Source organism: Thalassobacter sp., from assembly GCF_982993085.1.
Window position 1 is genome coordinate 1 of sequence record NZ_CEZFMW010000008.1, and the last position, 21,231, is coordinate 21,231.

Below are 21,231 nucleotides of genomic sequence, written 5' to 3' on the forward strand. Positions count from 1 at the left end.
AAGCCAAACGCCAGTGGATGGAGGAAAACAGCCTCTTTCGCGATGAGCATGAGCATAGCTCCTGCGGGGTCGGCCTTGTTGTGGCCAAAGACGGGAAGCCTTCGCGCAAAGTCGTGCAGGCGGGTATCAATGCGCTAAAAGCCATTTGGCACCGTGGTGCGGTCGATGCTGACGGGATGACCGGTGATGGCGCGGGTATCCACGTTCAAATCCCGCTTGAATTTTTCTACGATCAAGTGCGCCGCACAGGCCATGAGCCCGACGTCAATAAACTGATGGCTGTGGGTCAGGTGTTCCTGCCACGCTCCGATTTTGGCGCGCAGGAAACCTGCCGGACAATCGTTGAAACCGAAGTTCTACGGATGGGGTACTATATCTACGGCTGGCGCCACGTGCCTGTCGATGTGACGTGCCTCGGTGAAAAGGCGAACGCCACACGCCCTGAGATCGAGCAGATCATCATCAGCAACTCGAAGGGTGTTGATGAAGAAACGTTTGAGCGTGAACTATATGTGATCCGTCGCCGGATCGAAAAGGCCGCTACTTCTGCGGGCGTGCGTGACCTGTATCTTGCGTCGTTCTCGTGCCGGTCGATCATCTACAAAGGCATGATGCTCGCGGAGCAGGTCGCTGTATTCTACCCCGATCTTATGGATGAGCGGTTTGAAAGCGCGTTTGCGATTTATCACCAGCGGTATTCCACTAACACCTTCCCGCAGTGGTGGTTGGCCCAGCCTTTCCGGATGTTGGCGCACAACGGTGAGATCAACACCCTCAAAGGCAACCTCAATTGGATGAAGTCCCACGAAATCCGGCTCTCAAGCCAGAACTTCGGTGAGATGGCTGAGGATATCAAACCCATTGTGCCCGGCGGTTCCTCCGACAGTGCTGCACTTGATGCGGTGTTTGAGGTTATGGTCCGCGCGGGTCGCTCTGCGCCGATGGCAAAAACCATGCTGGTGCCCGAGTCGTGGTCCCAACAGGCGGTGGAACTGCCGCAGGCTTGGGTGGATATGTATTCCTACTGCAACTCTGTGATGGAGCCATGGGATGGTCCCGCAGCATTGGCGATGACCGATGGTCGCTGGGTTTGCGCGGGCCTAGACCGTAACGGTCTGCGCCCCATGCGCTATGTCGTGACGGGCGATGGCTTGCTTATCGCAGGTTCCGAGGCGGGCATGGTGCCGATTGATGAGGCCACCGTTGTCGAAAAAGGCGCGCTTGGCCCCGGCCAGATGATCGCCGTCGACATGAAAGAAGGTCGCCTGTTCCACGACGCTGAGATGAAAGATCAGCTGGCTGCCGAGCGTCCGTTTGGCGAGTGGGTTGAGAAAATCACTGACCTCCAAGAGTTGACCGGTGGTGTCTCTGAGACTGCGCTGCACACAGGCGGTGATCTGCGCAAGCGTCAGGTGGCTGCGGGCTATTCCATCGAAGAATTGGAGCAGATCCTTGCACCAATGGCCGAGGATGGCAAAGAAACGCTGGCCTCTATGGGCGATGATACGCCATCGGCTGTACTCTCTTCGCAGTACCGTCCGCTGAGCCACTTCTTCCGCCAGAACTTTAGCCAAGTCACGAACCCCCCGATCGACAGCTTGCGCGAATTCCGCGTCATGAGCCTAAAGACCCGGTTCGGGAACCTGAAGAACGTGTTGGATGAGGATAGCTCTCAGACCAATATTCTGGTGCTCGACAGCCCGTTTGTCGGCAATGCGCAGTTCGATGCCATGCTCAACCAATTTGGCGACAGCGTTGTCACGATTGACTGTACGTTCCCTGCGGATGCAGGCAAAGGCGCGCTGCGTCAGGCTTTGGATCAAATCCGCGAAGAGGCCGAGGACGCCGTGCGGTCCGGCGGTGCGCATATCGTGCTGACAGATCAATTGCAGTCCGAGGGCAAAGTCGCGATGCCGATGATCCTTGCGACCAGTGCTGTGCACAGCTGGCTGACGCGCAAAGGTTTGCGGACGTTCTGTTCGATCAACGTACGCTCGGCTGAGTGTATCGACCCGCATTACTTTGCTGTTTTGATCGGTTGCGGTGCGACAACCGTGAACGCCTACCTGGCCCAAGACAGTCTTGCAGATCGTATCGATCGTGGACTTTTGGATTGCTCGCTCACCGAAGCGGTGGCGCGCTACCGCAATGCAATTGACCAAGGTCTGCTCAAGATTATGGCCAAGATGGGGATCTCTGTGATTTCCAGCTATCGCGGCGGTCTGAACTTTGAGGCCGTCGGCTTGAGCCGTGCGATGGTCGCTGAATACTTCCCCGGTATGCTGAGCCGGATTTCCGGGATCGGTGTGTCCGGCGTGCAGGGCAAAGTCGAAGAAGTCCACACCAAGGGCTGGCGCGGCGGGTCCGACGTTTTGCCAATCGGTGGTTTCTACAAAGCTCGTCGTTCCGGTGAAAAGCATGCGTGGGAAGCACAGACGATGCACATGCTGCAATCGGCTTGTAACCGCTCCAGCTATGAGATGTGGAAGCAGTATTCCAAGGCGATGCAAAGCAACCCGCCGATCCACCTGCGCGATCTGTTGGCGATCAAGCCGATGGGCACATCCGTACCGATCGAAGAGGTGGAATCGATCACTTCGATCCGTAAACGTTTCGTAACACCGGGCATGTCGCTGGGTGCATTGTCGCCTGAGGCGCACAAACTGCTTAACGTGGCTATGAACCGGATCGGTGCAAAATCCGACAGTGGTGAGGGCGGTGAGGACCCCGCGCACTTTGTGCCCGAGCCGAATGGTGACAACCCATCCGCCAAGATCAAACAGGTTGCATCGGGACGCTTTGGCGTCACGGCTGAGTACCTGAACCAGTGTGAAGAGCTGGAGATCAAGGTCGCACAGGGTGCGAAGCCCGGTGAGGGTGGCCAGCTTCCGGGCATGAAAGTCACGGACCTGATCGCGCGGCTCCGGCACTCGACCAAAGGTGTGACGCTGATCTCGCCTCCGCCGCACCACGACATCTATTCGATCGAAGACCTTGCGCAGTTGATCTACGACCTCAAGCAGATCAACCCGCGCTGTAAGGTGACGGTCAAACTGGTGGCGTCGTCTGGCGTGGGTACGATTGCGGCAGGCGTGGCCAAGGCCAAGGCTGACGTGATCCTGATTTCGGGTCACAACGGTGGCACCGGTGCTTCGCCCGCGACCTCGATCAAATATGCGGGTCTGCCGTGGGAAATGGGCCTGACCGAAGCACACCAAGTGCTCGCGATGAACAAACTGCGTGAGCGCGTGACCCTGCGGACCGATGGTGGCCTGCGGACCGGGCGCGACATCGTCATGGCTGCGATGATGGGTGCCGAGGAATACGGCATCGGTACCGCCGCCCTGATCGCGATGGGTTGTATCATGGTGCGCCAGTGTCAGTCCAACACCTGCCCCGTGGGTGTGTGTACGCAGGACGAAGCCCTGCGTGCCAAGTTCACCGGCACCGCGGACAAAGTTGTGAACCTGATCACCTTCTATGCACAAGAAGTGCGGGAAATCTTGGCTGAAATCGGCGCACGGTCACTCGACGAAGTGATCGGTCGTGCGGATTTGCTGACACAGGTTTCGCGTGGCTCGGCGCATCTGGATGATCTGGATCTGAACCCGATGCTGATCACCGTAGATGGCGCGGCGGACATTCAATATGATCGTCACAAGCCACGTAACGCCGTGCCCGACACGCTGGATGCGCAGATTGTAAATGATGCGCATCGCTTCCTCGAAGATGGGGAAAAGATGCAGCTATCCTACGCTGTGCAAAACACGCTGCGGACTATCGGCACGCGTACTTCCAGCCACATCGTGCGGAACTTTGGCATGCGAAACGCGCTTCAGCCGGATCACCTGACCGTCAAGTTGGAAGGGTCCGCTGGTCAATCGCTGGGTGCGTTTGCGGCACCGGGCCTCAAGCTAGAGGTGTCGGGCGACGCAAACGACTACGTCGGTAAGGGCCTTTCGGGCGGCATCATTGTGGTGCGCCCACCGATGAGTTCGCCGCTCAAAGCGGATGAGAACACCATCATCGGCAACACGGTCCTTTACGGTGCAACGGATGGTTACCTGTTTGCAGCTGGTCGCGCAGGTGAGCGTTTTGCGGTGCGGAACTCCGGTGCGTCGGTCGTGATCGAAGGCTGTGGTTCCAACGGGTGTGAATACATGACCGGTGGTGTCGCGGTAATCCTCGGCTCAATCGGGGCGAACTTTGGTGCCGGGATGACCGGTGGCATGGCCTATCTGTATGACCCTGAGGGCAAAGCGCCTGCGTTGATGAATATGGAAACGCTCGTGACCTGCCCTGTGACCGTTGATCATTGGGAACAACAACTGCACGGCATGATCCAACGCCACGCAGATGAGACAGGCTCGCGCAAAGCGGCTGAGATTTTGCAACATTGGGATCTTGAGAAAGCGAACTTTGTGCAGATCTGTCCCAAAGAGATGCTGGGTCGTCTTGCAGCCCCGCTAGGGATTGAGGACACCGCAGTGCCCGCTGAGTAAGCGACCTGTGCCTTGAAAAACCAAAGACCGCGCCCTTATACGGCGCGGTCTTTTGCATATGGGCAACAGCCCGCTGTGGTTGGGCGCATTCTGCTCGCTCAGCCCGAGGGGCGAGGGTATATTGAGCGCTATGGCAAAAGCGAAACGCAAGACACCGTCAAAACCCAAAGCCGCGCCGCGAGGACGTCGGCTGACGCGGCATGGGCTGCGACGCTGGTTCCTGCGCGGGCTGGTCGTGGCGGTTGTTTTGCCGGTGCTGTATGTCATGGCACTGGCGTTCGTGAACCCGCCGATCACCCCCTACGTCTGGTCTGAACGCGCGCGCCTCGGTGAGGTACGTTGGGATTGGGTCGACCTTGAAGACATGCCGCCTCATGTGGCTCGGTCCTTTGTTGCGGCTGAAGACGCGAATTTTTGCCTGCATTGGGGTTTTGACATGGGGGCGATTCGCCTGGCCCTTGAGGAGGGCGCGAACCGCGGTGCTTCAACCATTAGCCAACAGGTCGTTAAGAACGTGTTTCTTTGGCATGGGCGGTCATGGCCACGAAAGGCGCTTGAGGCCGTGTTGACCCCCGTGATGGAGGCGACTTGGTCCAAGCGGCGGATTATTGAAGTTTACCTGAACGTTGCCGAATTGGACGAGGGCGTATTTGGTGTTGGTGCTGCGGGCCCTTGGTATTTCGGGGTTGAGGCCGGAGCATTGTCAGCGGCACAGGCGGCGCGCTTGGCGGCGGTCCTCCCCGCGCCCAAGGTGCGTTCCGCAAAAGAAGCCTCTACACGCAGCCGTTCTATCGCCGATGGGGCAGCCACGATCCGGGCGGATGGCCGCGCAGCCTGTTTCGAGAGTTGAATCCCGCCTCCCAAGCGGGCAGAAACGTGGGGAACAACACGCGCGGCGTCCTTTTCCCATGATTCAACTCTATCAATTTGCCCTTTCTCCATTTTGTCGCAAGGTACGTCTGGTCCTTGCGGAAAAGAAGCTGGACGTTCAGCTGGTTGATGAGAAGTATTGGGAGGACAACCAAGATTTCAAACGCCGCAATCCTGCTGGAAAGGTTCCGGTATTGCGGATGGATGGCCTGACCCTGTGCGAAAGCCAGGCCATTTGTGAGTATATCGAAGAGACCCATCCAGAGCCCGCCCTGATACCGAGCAACCCCGCCGCCCGCGCCGAAGTGCGGCGGATCGTGTCGTGGTTTGACGATAAATTTCACCATGAGGTGACGTCAAAACTGGTCTATGAGCGGGTGAATAAAAAACTGACCCGCGCGGGATACCCCGATGGGCGCAATGTCAAAGAAGGCTCCAAGGCGATCAAGTTTCATCTCGATTACATGGGATGGTTGCTGGACCAACGCCGCTGGCTTGCGGGAAGCGAGCTGACCATGGCTGATTTTGCAGCTGCCGCGCACCTGTCGTGCCTCGACTACATCTCGGACGTTGATTGGGACCGGAACCGCCAAGTGCGTGAATGGTATGCCAAGATCAAATCGCGGCCCGCCTTCCGTTCCATTCTTGCTGATCAGGTCTCAGGCTTTCCGCCGCCGCGTCATTATGCGGACCTCGACTTCTGATCCCAGCCCCGCGGAATTGCGGGCGCGTCTGGAGGTTGAGGCGCGGGATGCGGGATTTGCCTCCATGGGGGTATGTGCGCCGGATGCGGTGCCCGAACTGCCCGCGCGGTTAAAGGCATTCGTCGATGCTAACCGCCACGGTCAGATGGCTTGGATGGCTGAGCGAATGGCGTGGCGGGGCGATCCCGGCGCGCTGTGGCCTGAGGCGCGATCTGTCATCATGCTGGCTGAGCCCTATACGCCCGATAGCGACCCGCTGGACGATATCACCCACCGCGAAAATGGCGTCATCAGCGTATATGCCCGAAATAGAGACTATCATGACCTCGTGAAAAAGCGGCTTAAGCGTGTCGCGCGGTGGCTTGTTGCGGCTGCGGAATGCGAAGTGAAAGTGTTTGTGGATACAGCCCCAGTGATGGAAAAGCCACTGGCGCAGGCGGCGGGCTTGGGCTGGCAGGGCAAGCATACCAACCTGTTGTCGCGCAAGCTGGGGAATTGGTTTTTCCTGGGCGCGGTATTCACAACGGCAGATTTGCCCAAAGATACCCCCGAGACAGAGCATTGTGGCAATTGCCGCGCGTGTCTGGATATTTGTCCAACGCGGGCCTTTCCTGCGCCGTTCCAACTGGATGCGCGGCGGTGTATTTCGTACCTCACGATTGAACACAAAGGCCCGGTGGAGGAGAGCCTGCGCGCGGCCTTGGGCAATCGTATCTACGGCTGCGATGATTGTCTTGCGGTGTGCCCGTGGAACAAGTTTGCGGTCGAGGCGACCGAGTTGCGCTATCACGCGCGCGATGACCTACGTCAGCCTGCTTTGGCGGAACTTGCAACTTTGGATGACACAGCCTTTCGCGCGCGGTTTTCCGGCAGCCCGATCAAACGGATTGGTCGGGATCGGTTTGTGCGCAATGTGCTTTATGCCATCGGCAATTCGGCGCAGCCCGATCTGCGGCCTGTGGCGCAAAGCTTGTGTGAGGATAATGATCCAACGGTGGCTGATGCCGCGCGCTGGGCGGAGGAGCGACTGAGATGATCCTGTTAAGTTTCGGCCACGGCTATTCGGCGCGGGCGCTTACAAAGCTCTTACTGCCACAGGGGTGGCGGGTGATCGGCACAACCCGCACTGCCGAAAAAGCTGAGGTTTTGCGCGGCGAAGGCGTGGAACCAGTCTTGTGGGGCGAAGACCTCAGCAAGGCCATTGCCGAGGCAACGCATATCCTGACCTCGGCTGGACCAAACGCGGATGGTGACCCGGTGCTAGAAACCTATGGCACAGAGCTCGCCCAACACCTTGGGGACAAGGATTGGGTTGGCTATCTGTCGACCACGGGCGTGTACGGTGATCATGCCGGTGGTTGGGTGGATGAGCAAACACCACTCGCGCCCTCAACACGTCGGGGGCAAATGCGGGTGGAGGCAGAGGCCGCATGGCAGGGGTTATGTCCGGCCGTGAACATCTTTCGGCTCGCAGGGATTTATGGGCCAGGCCGTGGCCCGTTTGAAAAGGTTCGGCGCGGTACCGCGCGGCGGATTATCAAGAAGGGGCAGGTGTTTTCCCGCATCCACGTTGAGGACATTGCGCAAGTGCTTGAGGCGAGCATTCGCCAGCCTAACCCCGGTGCGATTTACAACATGTGCGACAATGACCCTGCACCGCCCCAAGACGTGATTGGCTATGCCGCAGAGTTGCTGGGTGTGCCCCTGCCTGAGGCCGTAGATTTTGAGGTCGCTGAGATGACCCCGATGGCGCGCAGTTTCTATGCCGAGAGCAAAAAGGTCAGCAATACGCGTATCCTAAAAGAGCTGGGCGTGACGCTGCGCTATCCGGATTACCGCACGGGTCTTAAGGCCTTGCTGGCCGCTGGCGAGTAAATCGCGCAGTCCCCCTAAAAAAACTACCGCATAATTGTAATTCAGATTGTCGTGATCCGGTCGCGTTTTGATTCACAAATCGGATAAATGCGCCTATCACAGTCAAAAATAGCCGTTCCGAGGCAGAGCATACATGGCGATATCAAGACGACTTCTTCTGGGGATGCTTCCGGCGGCTCTTGCGGGCTGCGTGGGTGGGGCAACGACCCGCTATGCTGGCCCCGCTGTGACCAAGGTTGAGGTGCATAAAGGCCGTCGCAAAATGTATCTGCTGAGCGGTCGGGATGTTCTGCGCGCCTATGACATTCAGCTCGGGTTCACCGCTGCGGGGCCGAAACAGTTTGAGGGTGACGGCAAAACCCCCGAAGGCAGGTTCGTCATTGATCGGCGCAACCCGAATTCAGCTTTTTACCTGTCACTCGGGATCAACTATCCACGGCCACATGAGGTGGCTTTTGCTAAATCGCAGGGACGCGATCCCGGCGGGGATATTTTTATCCACGGGTGGGGCAATAAACGGCGACCGCGCTCAGCCGATTGGACGGCGGGATGCATCGCCGTGACCAATGCCGAAATGCGTGAAATTTATCTGATGGTCCAGGATGGGACCATCATAGATATCGTGGCCTAGCTTGAGGGCGCGTCTGGGATTTCGCTGCTGCCGCCAAAGCCGGTGTTAAGCACCCACCAGATTTTGCCGTTCGGTTCTTGGAAAAACGCAAAGCCGAGTTGGCGCGCATCGGGGTCTAGGATCACGGCCCGAGGCCCTTCTTCCTGCATCCATGCGGCGACGGTTTCTAGTTCAGATTCGTAGGTCTCCGACAGGGTTTCGCCCAAAACGGTGCCGGTATAGCCAACGCTACGCGCCCGATCGATCGGCGATGATCCGTCAGAGCCAAAATGCCAAGGCCGGTTCTGGATTGAGATATCGCGGGCATGTGTTGCAGCGGCGGCAGTCAGGACTGGGTTCAGTTCCAATGCGGGCACACCGGCCCCTTGGCGCAGCGCATTTACAGCATCGAGGACACGAAACGGAATACGGCGCGCGTCGCTTTCGGTGATGCGGTATAGCCGTGGAAGGGGCTTTCCATCTGGCCCCAAAGCCGATGGTGTGGGCGGTGTGCAGGCGGTCAGCGAGGTCGCGGCCAAGAGCGCTAGGGCGTGGCGTCGGTTCATTGTATTTGTCCAGGTTGGGCCCGGATTTGGGCGCGTGTCACGGCTTGGATATCCCTGAGCAGTATGCAAATCAAATGTGCAGATGCAATTCGACATGAGCCGCGCTGCATTGGCCAATGAGTGCGGCTTTGGGGTCATAGAAGCCGCCATATTTTAGGGTTTTGGGCGAAATTCGGGCAAAAATACGCCCATTTCGCCGGATATAATGCACTTTGGGGCAATTGCTGTGTCATATTCGCCATGCTCTTTGACGTGCGTTCTACAGGGTGTTGCCATTTTAATCGCAGTCTGATTTTGGTTAAGAGACCTTTGTTTTCGGGCCGTTGAATATGGCAGGCATTGCTGCCTACACCGGGGCACGAGGTACAGTCTTGGGTGCCATAAGGGCCGGCAATCATGCACGGTCCGTGGCGTATCTTGAAGGAAAAACGGTATGAAAAAAATCGCTCTCGCAGCTGCATTCGCTACTCTGGCCACCGGCGCTTTTGCTGGCAACATGGTCGAGCCTACAATGGAACCAGAAGTCATCGTTGAGGATACATCCTCGTCCGCTGGCGGTATCCTGGTGCCCCTGCTGGCTCTGGTACTGATCGCAGCTGCTGCTTCCTAAGCGAAGCCAAGCTAACGAAAGAAGGCGTCCCTTAGGGGGCGCCTTTTTCGTTTTGTGGGCCACTCAACAAAGGACGCAATAAAGCCAGAGGATGCGCCCGTAGCGAGAGCCGTGTTGAAACGTAGTCTTCTACGACCTCTTCGCCTAAGGTCATCTTTGGTAGCTGAGCTTGCGGTTCATGCAGGACTTCACCATCGATATCCTGCGCAAATAGCGGCAGTGGTTGCGTTTTTTGCAAAGCTTTCGCTTCCCACAATGCGGCGCGGCGGCTTAGTCCAAGACCTGAAAATGCATCCGCCTCGGCGAGCGTTGATAGCATTTGCGCGCTTACACCTGCACGGCGCCACACATCGGCAACATCCCGATATCCGTTGCCGCGCGCGGCCACCAACCAACGCGCGTCTTCTTCCTTTATAGCTTTCACTTGGCGAAATCCCAACCGCAGCGCGAGGCCGCCGCGTCCGTCGGGTTCCATGGTGCAATCCCACGTGCTGTTGTTTAGACAGACTGGCCGAATATCGACGCCGTGCTCACGGGCATCTCGTACGATTTGGGCGGGTGCATAAAACCCCATGGGTTGCGAATTCAGCAGCGCACATGCGTAGATGCCGGGGTGGTGACATTTCATCCAAGCAGATGCATAGACAAGCAGTGCAAAACTGGCAGCGTGACTTTCGGGAAATCCATACGAACCGAACCCTTCGATTTGGGAAAAGCAACGCTCTGCAAAGTCGTCATCATAGCCATTGGCGCGCATACCGCGTAGAAACCGATCCCGCAGTGCGCTGACATTACCATGTTTTTTGAACGTCGCGAGCGCGCGGCGCAGTTGATCGGCCTCTTCGGGTGAAAAGCCCGCGCCGACGATGGCGATCTGCATGGCCTGTTCTTGGAACAGCGGCACGCCAAGAGTTTTGGCCAGCACCTTGCCCAGTGCGTCAGAGGGGAAATGCACGTCTTCTTCACCGTTGCGACGTCGGATGTAGGGATGGACCATATCACCCTGAATGGGGCCGGGGCGCACAATCGCGACTTCGATCACAAGGTCGTAAAAGCATCGCGGGCGCATCCGTGGTAGGAAATTCATCTGCGCACGACTTTCGACCTGAAAAACGCCGATGCTGTCGCCTGTGCATAGCATGTCATAGACGGCAGAATCCTCCGGTGGGAGTGTCGCAAGGTTGTAATCAAGCTGATGATGGCTGGCGATCAGATCAAAGCTTTTACGCAGGCACGACAGCATGCCCAGTGCAAGAATATCAACCTTGAGGATGCCAAGAGCGTCGATATCATCCTTGTCCCAACAGATGATTGTGCGGTCCTCCATCGTAGCATTTTCAATAGGGACCAATTCATCAAGGCGACCTTCTGTGATGATAAAGCCGCCAACATGTTGGGATAAATGGCGCGGGAACCCCTGAATTTCGAAAATCAGCCGCAAGGTTTGCTGCAAGCGCCGGTCGGTTGCATCGAGGCCCAGTTCAGCAAAACGCTCCGGTTCCAGCCCCTTGGTCGAGCCAAACCCCCAGATTTGGCTCGAAAGCGCTGTGATCGTATCTTCGCTCAGCCCCATGGCGCGGCCTACTTCGCGCACGGCCCGCTTGCCACGGTAATGAATGACAGTGGCGCATAGGCCGGCGCGATGACGGCCATAGCGTTCATAAATGTGCTGAATGACCTCCTCGCGGCGCTCATGCTCAAAATCGACGTCAATATCGGGCGGCTCATTACGCGCCTCAGAGACAAAGCGTTCAAACACCATGGTGCCGATTTCTGGCGAAACTGAGGTCACACCCAGCGCGTAACATGTGATTGAGTTGGCAGCCGAACCGCGCCCCTGACACAAGATACCGCGGTCGCGGGCGAAGGCTACAATGTCGTGAACTGTCAGAAAATAAGGCGCAAAGCCGAGCTTATCGATCAGGCGGAGTTCATGCGCCAACTGGTCAGAGGCGCGCTGCGGTACTCCTGCGGGGTAGCGCCAGCGTAGACCGGCTGTGGCCAGCCGTGCCAGTCGTTCAGCGGCTGTTTCTTGGCCAACCAATTCGGAAGGGTACTCGTACCGCAACTCATCTAGGGAAAAGGTACAGGCGTGGGCTAACGCGGTGGCGTTCTCAATCGCGTCGCTGTGGCCTGCGAATAAACTGCGCACTTCATGTGCGCTGCGCAATCGTTGCTCCGCATTGGCCAACGCCTTACCACCAAGCTGCTCAATACGTAGCCCCTCGCGGATAGAGCTCAACACATCTGCCATCTGTCGCCGCCGTCCGTGGTGCATAAGCGGTGCGGTAGACGCGACAGGTAATACGCCAAGACGCTGTGCAAGAGCCTTGATTGCTAAAAAGTCTCGGGTATCGCGGCTGTCATATTGCGGAGACATCATCATGTAGACATCGCCAGCAAAGCGGCGCGTCAACTGTTCCGCTTCTGTCCATGATGCATCCGCGCCGTGCTGCCGATGTACCGCTTGTGGCACGAGTATCAGCGCGCAGCATCCGCCGAACTCCAATAAGTCATCCATACGAATATGGCATTCACCCTTTGGAGCGCGCATTCGCCCCTTGGATAAAAGCCTGCACAGGTTACGCCACCCCTGCCTGTCGCGAGGTATGATCACACAGGTTAATCCACAGACCAAAACCACGCGTGCCGCCGGCAAAAGCCGAGGCACATGCGTAACATCGAGCGATCCAGCGGCGTGTGGGGAATGTTCGGGCCGATGGGGGCCAATTTCGCCGAACTGGGCCAAATGCTTTTCGCGCTCTTGCACAATTCGAGCAATATCACGCAAAGCCACATGTGCGCGGACAATTCCAGCGACAGAATTTTTATCCGCAATTGCAAAGGCCTCAAGCCCCATCTCCGCAGCACGATGCGCATATTCTTCAGGATGCGAAGCGCCGGTGAGAAAGGTGAAATTTGAGGTAATATGAAGCTCAACGACTCCCATACGTCACTTATTCACGTTTTGTTCTAATTTGTGGAGTCCCAATTTCTTTGGTTCACAAATATCCCGGAGAGCGCGAGAGGCAGCGCCTCTCGCCTACATTTCTCGTAAATTACTCGCCCAGTCCTGCTTCCGCCTCAATCGCTTTGCGCGATTTACGAGCCCGTTCTGTGGCGGACTTTAGCTGACCGCAGGCGGCCATAATATCCTCACCGCGTGGCTTGCGGATGGGCGAGGCATAACCTGCCTTGTAGACAATCTCTGAAAAAGCGCGGATCCGATTGTTAGAGGATCGTTTATACGGCGCGCCGGGCCATTCATTGAATGGAATCAAGTTAATTTTGGCTGGAATACCCTTGATAAGGTTCACCAACCTATGCGCATCTTCATCGCTATCGTTAACACCATCCAGCATCACGTATTCAAACGTGATCCGCTCAGAGTTAGAAAGCCGAGGGTATTCCCGAAGCGCGTTGAGCAACGCTTCTATGTTCCAACGCTTGTTGATGGGCACAAGCTTATCACGTACCTCATCTGTTGTTGCGTGGAACGACACGGCCAAAAGGCAGCCAATTTCCTCTGCGGTGCGGGCGATTTCGGGCACAACACCGGATGTTGATAGGGTGATCCGACGCCGTGAAAGTGCGATACCCTCGGGGTCCATCGCAATTTTCATCGCGTCGCGGACGCCCTCAAAATTATAGAGCGGCTCGCCCATGCCCATCAGGACGATGTTCGATAACAGCCGGGTTCTATCTCTTGGTGCGCGACCTGGTTCTGGCCATTCGTCCAAATCATCGCGCGCCAACATGACCTGTCCAATAATTTCACCTGCCGTCAGGTTACGCACCAGACGTTGTGTGCCGGTGTGACAAAAGGAACATGTCAGTGTGCAGCCGACTTGGCTGGAGATGCACAGTGTACCGCGCCCCTCTTCGGGGATGTACACCGTTTCGACTTCGTGGCCTCCGGCGATCCGCACTAGATATTTGCGTGTCCCGTCCTCGGACACCTGACGGCTGACGACCTCAGGCAGTTCAATGACGAAATGCTCAGCCAGCTTTGCTCGGTAATCCTTTGCGAGGTTTGACATCAGTTCAAACTCACGGACGCCTTTTTCGTAGAGCCATTGCCAAACCTGACCTTGGCGCATCTTGGCCTGCTTTTCCGGCGTCCCCACTTCGATCAAAGCGTCGCGCAGTTGCGTGCGGGTCAAGCCGATCAGATTGCGCTTGCCGCCCTCGGGCAGCTTGCGCGGCAGGGTCAGCATGTCTTGGGTGATCGGCGCAGGGGTCGACGGTGGTGTCGATGCGGTTGTCATGGGGCTCTCCAACGGATGAGCCCCCCATATACGGACGAAATTGGGGTTTCGCTAGTCCTCAGCCGCAGCGGGCTTCGGCATCTTCGATCGAAGCAGTGAAACCCAACAGCGAGAATGTGTCGCGTGTTTTGGTTCCGCGTGATGAAACGCCGGATACAACGGCCTCAGATCCGCGCTTCATTGCGGACACGATTTTTGCGTCATCGGCGGGGGTGTCCGCCCAAGCCAGCTCACCGTCGGTGAACAAAAGAAACTTTTCCGAGCCGATTTCGATCTCAACCCGAGACAGTTCTGCAAAGGGGTATCCGCCAGTGAAACTCACCTCTGCGCGCTTTTCGCTTTGTGGCCAATAAGAGACAAATAACCGGATGTCCCCACGCCGCGCGGCCACGACACGACCATCGCGGGTGTTCACGGTGTCCTTAGGCGCGGAAACAACCCAGCACTGGGTGGGGTTGTCTTGAACAAAAACGCTCCAATCGGTGTTGGCGCCAACACGGTTGGACACGTCTGCCTGCGCCCAAACTGGCGCTGCCATTACCGTTAACGCCACAACGGAATAGACCCAAACCATCAATGATTGCATCGCTTTACAGCCTCGCTGCTTTTGCCTCTGCATCCGGCTTGTTGCTTCCCTTGTCGGGGTAAGTCTTGGGGGTAGGCGGACGCGTGTTTTCAATTCTGCACCGAAAGGATACCTACAAAGCAGGCTGCGGAAAAGCCCCGGAGCCAAGTTCGTTGGCATAAATTCGCGCAAAAGAGGCAGAAAAATGAAGGCTCAGAAGCTAGTTGAGGTGCATCGTGGTCCTTTTGAGGAAGGCGAGCATTGGGGGCACGCCGTCATATGTGATGGCGCAGGTGATGTGGTTGAGGCGTGGGGTGACCCAGAGGCCGTGATTTTGCCGCGCTCTTCTAGCAAGATGATCCAAGCGTTACCTCTGTTCGAAAGCGGCGCTGGGGCCAATCTGACCACGCAGCAGTGGGCTTTCGCGTGTGCTTCACACAACGGAGCCCCTTTGCATCGGGACATGGCGCGCCTTTGGTTGAAGGATTTAGGCCTTGGGGATGATGATCTGCGGTGCGGCACGCAGGTGCCGATGTCACGCAAAGTGGCTGATGATATGATCCGTGCAGGCGAGACACCGTGCCAAGTGCACAACAATTGCTCGGGCAAACACTGCGGATTTCTGATGTTGTCGCAGCATCTTGGGGCAGGCCCCGAGTATGTGGAGCCCGATCATCCTGTGCAACGCGCCGTGCGTGATGCACATGAGCATGTCACCGGAATGACCTCTCCGGGTTATGGAATTGATGGCTGTTCTGCGCCAAATTTTGCCACGACAATGACGGGTCTTGCGGCGGCAATGGGTCGTTTTGCGGCAGCGCGTTCTGATGGTGATGGGCGGGAGCGGGCTATGCATGCGCTGACCCGGGCTATGGCCGCTCACCCCGAGTATGTCGCGGGCGAGGGCCGTGCATGTACCGAACTGATGCGTGCAATGGATCACAAGGTTGCGGTGAAAACTGGCGCGGAGGCTGTATATGTGGCGATCGTGCCGGAACTACAACGCGGTATCGCCGTAAAGATTCTGGATGGTGGCACCCGCGCGTCCGAGGCAGTGATCACGGCGCTTTTGGTGCGGTTGGGGGTGTTGCAGGCAGATCATCCCGTGGCCCGTCGCTATATGGAAGGCCCTATCCGTAATTGGCGTGGGGTCGAAACAGGCGGACTGCGGACTGTCGCAGCCCTTAGGTCCTAGCGTTCATCCGGTTTGGTGATGATAATTTCTGAGGGCGCGAAACGGTGTAGCGCGTCCATCAGGGCGGATTTTTTGAATGGCTTCGTCAGATAGTGATTGATGCCCACCGCTTTGATGCGGTCTTCGTCGTCCTCCATCGCGTGTGCGGTCATTGCGATAATTGGCGTCTGTGGAAGCCCGTGTTCCGCTTCTAGTTTGCGAATTTCGCGCGCGGCCTCCATCCCGTCCATTTCCGGCATGGAGATGTCGGTGAAAATAATGTGCGGTTTTAGGTCAAGAAACGCCTCAACGGCATCGCGACCGTTTTCGACCATTTTCAGGTTCATCTCGACGGATTTGAGCATCTTTTGAAACACGAATTGATTGATCATATTGTCTTCTGCGGCCAGCATGCGCAGGGTTTCTGATGGCGACTTATTGCTATGCGCAGGTTTGCGCGGTTGGATCGTTGATATCACATCTTTTAGATCGCTGTTCGCCGTAGGCCATGGCAGATGGGCCTTGCAACGTGTGGCCAATAGCTCGGGCGTGTGGGCGTGTGTGCCGACGCAGGCGATGGGTAAATCCTTGTGTGCGATTTCGCTGATTTTAACCTGATCTGCCTCTGGCAGGCAGGTACATGTGAACAACATATCCGCGTCCAGATCAGCGATTTCGTTTGGCATGACATTCTTGATTGTCACGTCTAGCGACGCCAGCTCATCGGTCAAAAATTTAGCGGTAGGTGTGTGATATCCGCAGAGTGCCAAGGTGCGGGGTACCGGGGTGATGGCTGTTGGCGGGGTGCTGCGAGGGTCAACTTCAAGCGGAAGAGTTACTGTAAAGTGTGACCCTTTTCCTAAGTCGCTGGCAACAGTCAGTGTACCCTCTAGCCGCTCAACTATGCCCTTAGTGATGGACAGCCCAAGTCCGGTGCCCTCAAACTTGCGGTTCATTTCATCTTCGACCTGATTAAATTCGCCAAAGATATGGGCCTGCATCTCATCTGGAATGCCAATTCCACTGTCACGGACAGTGATTTTGACCATCGACCGGCCGGTGGCATCGGGTATGCCGGGGTCAACATCCACCGTTACATGACCCGCAGGCGTGAATTTGATCGCGTTGCCTATCAAGTTTGTCAAAACCTGCCGTAGCTTGCCGTGATCAGTAATGAATCCGGTTTGCCCCATGATGGGATAGTGCAGCGCAAGCTTTACGGGCTTCCCATCAAGGCTGGCTTCTGACAGGCGCAGCAGCTCGAGCAACAAGACCTCTAGGTCCATTGGCTCGGGCCGAAACTCCATCTTGTTGGCCTCGAGCTTTGAGAAGTCGAGGATATCATTAATAATAACCAGCAGAGATTCACCTGAACTGCGGATAGTTTTAGCGTATATTTGATCTTCACTGGTTAGCTCGGATTCCAACAATAGCTCTGCCATGCCAACAACCCCGTTCATCGGGGTGCGAATTTCGTGGGACATCTTGGCGAGAAAGGCGGACTTGGCCCGGTTGGCGGCCTCGGCAGCGTCACGAGCCTCTCGCATCGCGGCCTCGCGTTCTAGGCTTTCGGTGATGTCGGTGCACATAGACACCATGCCACCGTCCGTGGACACTTTGTCCTGAAGCTGGATGCTGCGCCCGTTATACAGCTTGATCACTGTGGTCTGAACGGGGCGACTTTCCCAGCGAGCAAGCATCTCATCGACCCAATCGTCCGGGTTCGCATCGCCGATATCAACAAGGCCCTCGTCCATTAGAACCTGCAAAACAAGGTCGTAGGGCGCGCCGAGGCCGACATCATCAATGCCTTCAAACAAGCGCATATAGTGACGATTTGCGGCGACGAGGCACCAATTGCGATCATATACGGCAAACCCATCGCCAATTGCCTCAAGGCTATCCCACAGCCGTTGTTCTGCTTTTCCGGCTTGCTTTGTGGCAAGGTCTAGGTGCGCGATTACTTTTTGATTTTCGCCTGCAAGGGTCGCGTTTTCTTGGCGTTGTTCAATCACTGTATACGACAATTTATCCGCATGTGTTGCCAACTGCCGGTTGGCTTCGAGCAGTTCGTTCGACTTTTGCGCAAGCAATCGCTCCGCCGCCAAGCGGCGGCGGCGTTCTTGTTGAATGAAGTCATCGTGCGATTGAATTGACATCGGGCCCTCTACTAAGGCCCGAGTATCTACCTAAAAAACGTGAATCCCGTCTTAACCTATGACCACATTTTCCAACTGTAAGGCAGCGTACGCTGGGGTCCCTTGACGCCTAGTTCATGTCAAAATGTAGAGGGTATTTTCCGCCATCAAACGCACCGAAAAGATCGTCGATATCAGGGTGCGAAACAGGCTCACCTGTTTGATCTTCCACTAGATTTTGCTCTGATACGTAGGCTACGTAATAGCTTTCGTCATTTTCCGCCAGCAGGTGGTAAAACGGCTGATCTTTGCGCGGACGGGAGTGTTCCGGAATGGCATCATACCACTCTTCGGTGTTCGCAAAAACGGCGTCGATATCAAAAACAACACCGCGAAACGGATGTTTGCGGTGGCGGACAACTTGACCGAGATTGTATTTCGCTTGGCTTTTGAGCATAGCGCATCGACTCCTTGCTCGATTTACTATCCCTTGCGCGGACCGATTGTCCATCGGGGTTGCCTAAAAATAAGGGAAACAAACTGTGGAATTGGTTTTAACCGTCCTTGAGATTACTGCACCTGTCTTTTTGTTGGCATTGGTTGGCTACATTTGGGTGCGTGCAGGGTTCGAATACCGGGTGCAATTTGTAACGCGGCTGGCGATGACGCTGGCGGTGCCGTGTTTGATTTTCACGGCGCTGATGAAGACCGAGGTAGAGCCTGCCGCGCTGAGCCTTGTGACCATTGCGGCGATCTTGGCCTACGGGGCCGTGACCGTGGTGACCTGGGCGTTGGTTGCGGGCTTCGGGTTGGACCGGCCGACGTATTTGGCGCCGTTGATCTTTGGCAATACGGGTAATCTGGGTCTGCCGTTGGCGTTGTTTGCATTTGGGCAGGAGGGGTTGGGCTATGCGGTCGTAATTTTCGCGGTCATGGCTGTTATGGCGTTTACCTTTGGGATTTGGTTGGTGTCCGGTGGCGGGTCATTGCTCAAGGCCGTGCAGGAGCCGATGGTATCGGCCACGCTGTTGGGCGCGCTGTTCCTGTGGCAAGGCTGGAAAACGCCTGTGTTCGTGACCAACACGCTTGAATTGATCGGGCAGATGGCGATCCCGTTGATGCTGATCACTCTGGGGGTCGCGGTTGCGCGATTGACGCCGGGGGGCATCGGGCGCGCGCTGTGGTTATCGCTTGTAAAGGTCGTGATTTGCGTGGGCTGCGCATTGGGTGCGGGGCTGTGGTTGGACCTGCCGCATGTGGCTTTGGCTGTACTGGTGTTGCAGGTGGCCACGCCGGTCGCTGTCACTTCATACCTACTGGCTGAGAAATACGAGGCAGATGCCGACGCGGTGGCCGGGTTGGTTGTGATTTCGACCCTATTATCCGTGGTCAGCATTCCCGTGGTACTTGCGTTTTTTGTATAGAGATTGTTGAGGGTCGGGGCCATTTTCAAAATACCCGTTTTGCGCTATACTTTTTCTTAAACAAAACCGAGCAGGTTATAGATATGAAATGGTATTACGCACTGGCCCTTTGCTTGGGCTTGGCTGCCTGTGGTGGCGGCTCTAATCAGGCACCACGCAATCTCGACAATGCGTGTTCCATACTGGAGCAACGACCGGGCTATTTACGGGCCTTTCGTGCGACGGAGCGGAAATGGGGCGTGCCTGTCGCGGTCCAAATGGCGACGATCTATCAAGAAAGTAAGTTCGTTTCCCGTGCGCGGCCACCGCGGCGCTATAAGTTGGGCGTGATCCCTATGGGGCGGCAAAGCTCTGCGCTGGGCTATTCGCAGGCGTTGGACGGCACATGGGCAGATTATCGTCGCGAAGCGGGCCGCATCGGCGCACGGCGCACTAACATTCGCGACGCGTCAGATTTCATGGGATGGTACATGAATAAAACCGTACAGCGGAATGGTATTGCCCTGACCGATGCGCGTAACCAGTACCTCGCGTATCACGAAGGTCACACAGGCTATTCGCGCGGCAGTTACCGCCGCAAGGGGTGGCTGATGCGGGTCTCAAATGAAGTCGCGGCACGGGCCTATGTATACCAACAACAATTGGCCAGCTGCCGCGTGCGGCGCTGATGGCAAAAAGCCCCGCCAGGTCTTGGGCGACCGGCGGGGTGAAGTTGCACGCACCGACATTCCTGCGGTGCGCGCTGGCGGTAAACTTGTGAAGGTCTTAGAACAGCTCTTTGCGTAGCTGCTGGCGCAACTGGTCAATCGGTACGGTTTTGCCGTCGCGCTTAAAGTGCCAGTAGGTCCAACCATTGCAACTCGGTGCGCCCTCTAGGGCAGCTCCAACCTGATGGATCGATCCAGTCACATCTTTGCGCACGAGTGTGCCGTCGGACCGTACTTTGGCGGTATAGCGACCATTCAATGACGTCAGGCTCTCGCCTGGGCGCAGCATGCCGCGCTCCACCAGTTGCCCAAAGGGGATGCGTGGCTCGGCTCGTTTCGATTTCGATACTTGGATCGCGTCGCTGTCAAACTTGCGTACACGTGCAAGCCGTGCTTCCGCCACCTTGCGGTAGGCTTCTTCACGCTCAATCCCGATATAGTCACGACCCAACATCTTGGCGACGGCACCCGTCGTGCCAGTGCCAAAGAACGGGTCCAGTACTACATCGCCCGGGTTGGTGGTGGCGACCATTACACGGTGCAGCAGGCTTTCGGGTTTTTGGGTTGGATGAGCTTTGTCACCCTTTTCGTCTTTTAGTCGTTCGTGGCCCGTACAAATCGGTAGCACCCAGTCCGAGCGCATTTGCACGCCTTCGTTCAAGGCTTTCAGCGCCTCATAGTTGAAGGTGTACTTCGACTTTTCGGATTTCGACGCCCAGATGAGTGTTTCATGAGCATTTGTAAGCCGCTTGCCGCGAAAGTTTGGCATCGGGTTGGTCTTGCGCCAAACCACGTCATTCAGCAGCCAGAAGCCCTCGTCCTGAAGGGTCGCACCAACGCGAAAGATGTTGTGATAGCTACCAATCACCCAGATCGCACCATTTGGTTTGAGCAAGCGATGTGCTGCCTTGAGCCAAGCCTTGGTAAAATCGTCATAGGCCTTAAAGCTGTCAAACTGGTCCCAGTGATCGTTGACCGCATCAACGTGACTGTTGTCGGGGCGATGAAGATCGCCCTTGAGTTGTAGGTTATAGGGGGGGTCCGCGAAGATCAGGTCAACGCTTTCCGCAGGAAGCGCATTCATCCGTTCGATGCAATCGCCGTCCAAAATAGTATTGATCGGAAGCGTCGCCGCTCCCGTTTTTGATGTATCTGCCATGTCCGCCTCGTGAGTCGCGTTTTGCACGCTTATTGCGACTAGAATGCGCCCGGCGGGAA

The 21,231-nt window shown here is 56.6% G+C and carries 17 protein-coding genes; 10 read left to right on the forward strand and 7 right to left on the reverse strand.

Translation table 11 applies throughout. From position 1 onward, the window contains the following. The 6 genes from gltB to AC4GMC_RS02525 form a co-directional block, all read left to right on the forward strand. Positions 1 to 4,502 (forward strand): glutamate synthase large subunit (gene gltB, locus AC4GMC_RS02500; protein WP_490367884.1); only part of this gene is annotated, 4,502 nt, incomplete at its 5' end. 130 nt (positions 4,503 to 4,632) lie between these two features. Continuing rightward, complete coding sequence (gene mtgA / locus AC4GMC_RS02505; protein WP_487879247.1) at positions 4,633 to 5,352, forward strand: monofunctional biosynthetic peptidoglycan transglycosylase; 720 nt, start codon at positions 4,633 to 4,635, stop codon at positions 5,350 to 5,352. Between the two features lie 58 nt (positions 5,353 to 5,410). Then, entirely contained in the window at positions 5,411 to 6,076 is a 666-nt protein-coding gene (gene fzlA, locus AC4GMC_RS02510; protein WP_487878083.1) for an FtsZ-binding protein FzlA, read from the forward strand. Further along, positions 6,057 to 7,112 (forward strand): tRNA epoxyqueuosine(34) reductase QueG, encoded by a 1,056-nt coding sequence (gene queG / locus AC4GMC_RS02515; RefSeq protein ID WP_487878084.1) that lies wholly within the window; start codon positions 6,057 to 6,059, stop codon positions 7,110 to 7,112. Before fzlA ends, queG begins: the two co-directional genes overlap by 20 nt. After that, a complete protein-coding gene (locus tag AC4GMC_RS02520; RefSeq protein WP_487878085.1) occupies positions 7,109 to 7,951 on the forward strand; it encodes an SDR family oxidoreductase in 843 nt (280 codons plus the stop codon). The genes queG and AC4GMC_RS02520 overlap by 4 nt, the downstream gene beginning before the upstream one ends. Positions 7,952 to 8,084: 133 nt before the next feature. Next, a complete protein-coding gene (locus AC4GMC_RS02525; protein WP_487878086.1) occupies positions 8,085 to 8,582 on the forward strand; it encodes a L,D-transpeptidase family protein in 498 nt (165 codons plus the stop codon). Here the strand turns inward: AC4GMC_RS02525 and dalA are convergent. Continuing rightward, positions 8,579 to 9,127: a divisome-associated lipoprotein DalA gene (gene dalA / locus AC4GMC_RS02530; protein ID WP_487878087.1), complete on the reverse strand. Its 549-nt coding sequence runs from the start codon at positions 9,125 to 9,127 to the stop codon at positions 8,579 to 8,581. The genes AC4GMC_RS02525 and dalA overlap by 4 nt on opposite strands. 433 nt (positions 9,128 to 9,560) lie before the next feature. Here dalA and AC4GMC_RS02535 point away from each other — a divergent pair, with 433 nt between their 5' ends. Beyond that, a complete protein-coding gene (locus tag AC4GMC_RS02535) occupies positions 9,561 to 9,737 on the forward strand; it encodes a hypothetical protein (protein ID WP_038005366.1) in 177 nt (58 codons plus the stop codon). 31 nt (positions 9,738 to 9,768) lie between these two features. Here the strand turns inward: AC4GMC_RS02535 and AC4GMC_RS02540 are convergent, their stop codons facing one another. The 3 genes from AC4GMC_RS02540 to AC4GMC_RS02550 form a co-directional block, all read right to left on the reverse strand. Further along, entirely contained in the window at positions 9,769 to 12,687 is a 2,919-nt protein-coding gene (locus AC4GMC_RS02540; protein ID WP_487879246.1) for an error-prone DNA polymerase, read from the reverse strand. A 109-nt stretch (positions 12,688 to 12,796) separates the two neighbouring features. Next, positions 12,797 to 14,005, reverse strand: a complete 1,209-nt coding sequence (rlmN, locus tag AC4GMC_RS02545) for a dual-specificity RNA methyltransferase RlmN (protein ID WP_487878681.1) — start codon at positions 14,003 to 14,005, stop codon at positions 12,797 to 12,799. Positions 14,006 to 14,063: 58 nt separating this feature from the next. Further along, positions 14,064 to 14,591 (reverse strand): invasion associated locus B family protein, encoded by a 528-nt coding sequence (locus AC4GMC_RS02550; RefSeq protein ID WP_487878382.1) that lies wholly within the window; start codon positions 14,589 to 14,591, stop codon positions 14,064 to 14,066. Between the two features lie 184 nt (positions 14,592 to 14,775). On the opposite strand from AC4GMC_RS02550, the gene AC4GMC_RS02555 reads away from it, so the two are divergent. Then, positions 14,776 to 15,765 carry an asparaginase gene (locus AC4GMC_RS02555; RefSeq protein WP_487878383.1) on the forward strand — a complete coding sequence of 330 codons (990 nt, stop codon included), beginning with the start codon at positions 14,776 to 14,778 and terminating at the stop codon, positions 15,763 to 15,765. Here AC4GMC_RS02555 and AC4GMC_RS02560 read toward each other — a convergent pair. Beyond that, positions 15,762 to 17,903: an ATP-binding protein gene (locus AC4GMC_RS02560; protein WP_487878384.1), complete on the reverse strand. Its 2,142-nt coding sequence runs from the start codon at positions 17,901 to 17,903 to the stop codon at positions 15,762 to 15,764. The two genes, AC4GMC_RS02555 and AC4GMC_RS02560, sit on opposite strands and share 4 nt — an antisense overlap. Before the next feature lie 109 nt (positions 17,904 to 18,012). Continuing rightward, complete coding sequence (gene hspQ / locus AC4GMC_RS02565) at positions 18,013 to 18,339, reverse strand: heat shock protein HspQ (RefSeq protein ID WP_487884289.1); 327 nt, start codon at positions 18,337 to 18,339, stop codon at positions 18,013 to 18,015. Between the two features lie 85 nt (positions 18,340 to 18,424). Here hspQ and AC4GMC_RS02570 point away from each other — a divergent pair, with 85 nt between their 5' ends. Together AC4GMC_RS02570 and AC4GMC_RS02575 are read left to right on the forward strand one after the other, a co-directional pair. Continuing rightward, positions 18,425 to 19,306, forward strand: coding sequence for an AEC family transporter (locus tag AC4GMC_RS02570; RefSeq protein WP_487878641.1), 882 nt, complete (start codon positions 18,425 to 18,427; stop codon positions 19,304 to 19,306). 83 nt (positions 19,307 to 19,389) lie between these two features. Further along, a complete protein-coding gene (locus AC4GMC_RS02575; RefSeq protein ID WP_487878640.1) occupies positions 19,390 to 19,974 on the forward strand; it encodes a transglycosylase SLT domain-containing protein in 585 nt (194 codons plus the stop codon). A gap of 97 nt (positions 19,975 to 20,071) precedes the next feature. On the opposite strand, the gene AC4GMC_RS02580 is transcribed toward AC4GMC_RS02575, so the two are convergent. Then, entirely contained in the window at positions 20,072 to 21,172 is a 1,101-nt protein-coding gene (locus AC4GMC_RS02580; protein WP_487878639.1) for a DNA methyltransferase, read from the reverse strand. Positions 21,173 to 21,231 lie beyond the last annotated feature (59 nt).

What these genes read in the sequence shown, in the direction of transcription:
- AC4GMC_RS02550 (WP_487878382.1), bottom strand. Translation starts at nt 14,591, where the DNA reads ATGCAATCATTGATGGTTTGGGTCTATTCCGTTGTGGCGTTAACGGTA.
- AC4GMC_RS02535 (WP_038005366.1), top strand. Translation starts at nt 9,561, where the DNA reads ATGAAAAAAATCGCTCTCGCAGCTGCATTCGCTACTCTGGCCACCGGC.
- fzlA (WP_487878083.1), top strand. Translation starts at nt 5,411, where the DNA reads ATGATTCAACTCTATCAATTTGCCCTTTCTCCATTTTGTCGCAAGGTA.
- mtgA (WP_487879247.1), top strand. Translation starts at nt 4,633, where the DNA reads ATGGCAAAAGCGAAACGCAAGACACCGTCAAAACCCAAAGCCGCGCCG.
- AC4GMC_RS02575 (WP_487878640.1), top strand. Translation starts at nt 19,390, where the DNA reads ATGAAATGGTATTACGCACTGGCCCTTTGCTTGGGCTTGGCTGCCTGT.
- AC4GMC_RS02540 (WP_487879246.1), bottom strand. Translation starts at nt 12,687, where the DNA reads ATGGGAGTCGTTGAGCTTCATATTACCTCAAATTTCACCTTTCTCACC.
- AC4GMC_RS02525 (WP_487878086.1), top strand. Translation starts at nt 8,085, where the DNA reads ATGGCGATATCAAGACGACTTCTTCTGGGGATGCTTCCGGCGGCTCTT.
- AC4GMC_RS02520 (WP_487878085.1), top strand. Translation starts at nt 7,109, where the DNA reads ATGATCCTGTTAAGTTTCGGCCACGGCTATTCGGCGCGGGCGCTTACA.
- rlmN (WP_487878681.1), bottom strand. Translation starts at nt 14,005, where the DNA reads ATGACAACCGCATCGACACCACCGTCGACCCCTGCGCCGATCACCCAA.
- dalA (WP_487878087.1), bottom strand. Translation starts at nt 9,127, where the DNA reads ATGAACCGACGCCACGCCCTAGCGCTCTTGGCCGCGACCTCGCTGACC.
- AC4GMC_RS02555 (WP_487878383.1), top strand. Translation starts at nt 14,776, where the DNA reads ATGAAGGCTCAGAAGCTAGTTGAGGTGCATCGTGGTCCTTTTGAGGAA.
- queG (WP_487878084.1), top strand. Translation starts at nt 6,057, where the DNA reads ATGCGGACCTCGACTTCTGATCCCAGCCCCGCGGAATTGCGGGCGCGT.
- AC4GMC_RS02580 (WP_487878639.1), bottom strand. Translation starts at nt 21,172, where the DNA reads ATGGCAGATACATCAAAAACGGGAGCGGCGACGCTTCCGATCAATACT.
- hspQ (WP_487884289.1), bottom strand. Translation starts at nt 18,339, where the DNA reads ATGCTCAAAAGCCAAGCGAAATACAATCTCGGTCAAGTTGTCCGCCAC.
- AC4GMC_RS02560 (WP_487878384.1), bottom strand. Translation starts at nt 17,903, where the DNA reads ATGTCAATTCAATCGCACGATGACTTCATTCAACAAGAACGCCGCCGC.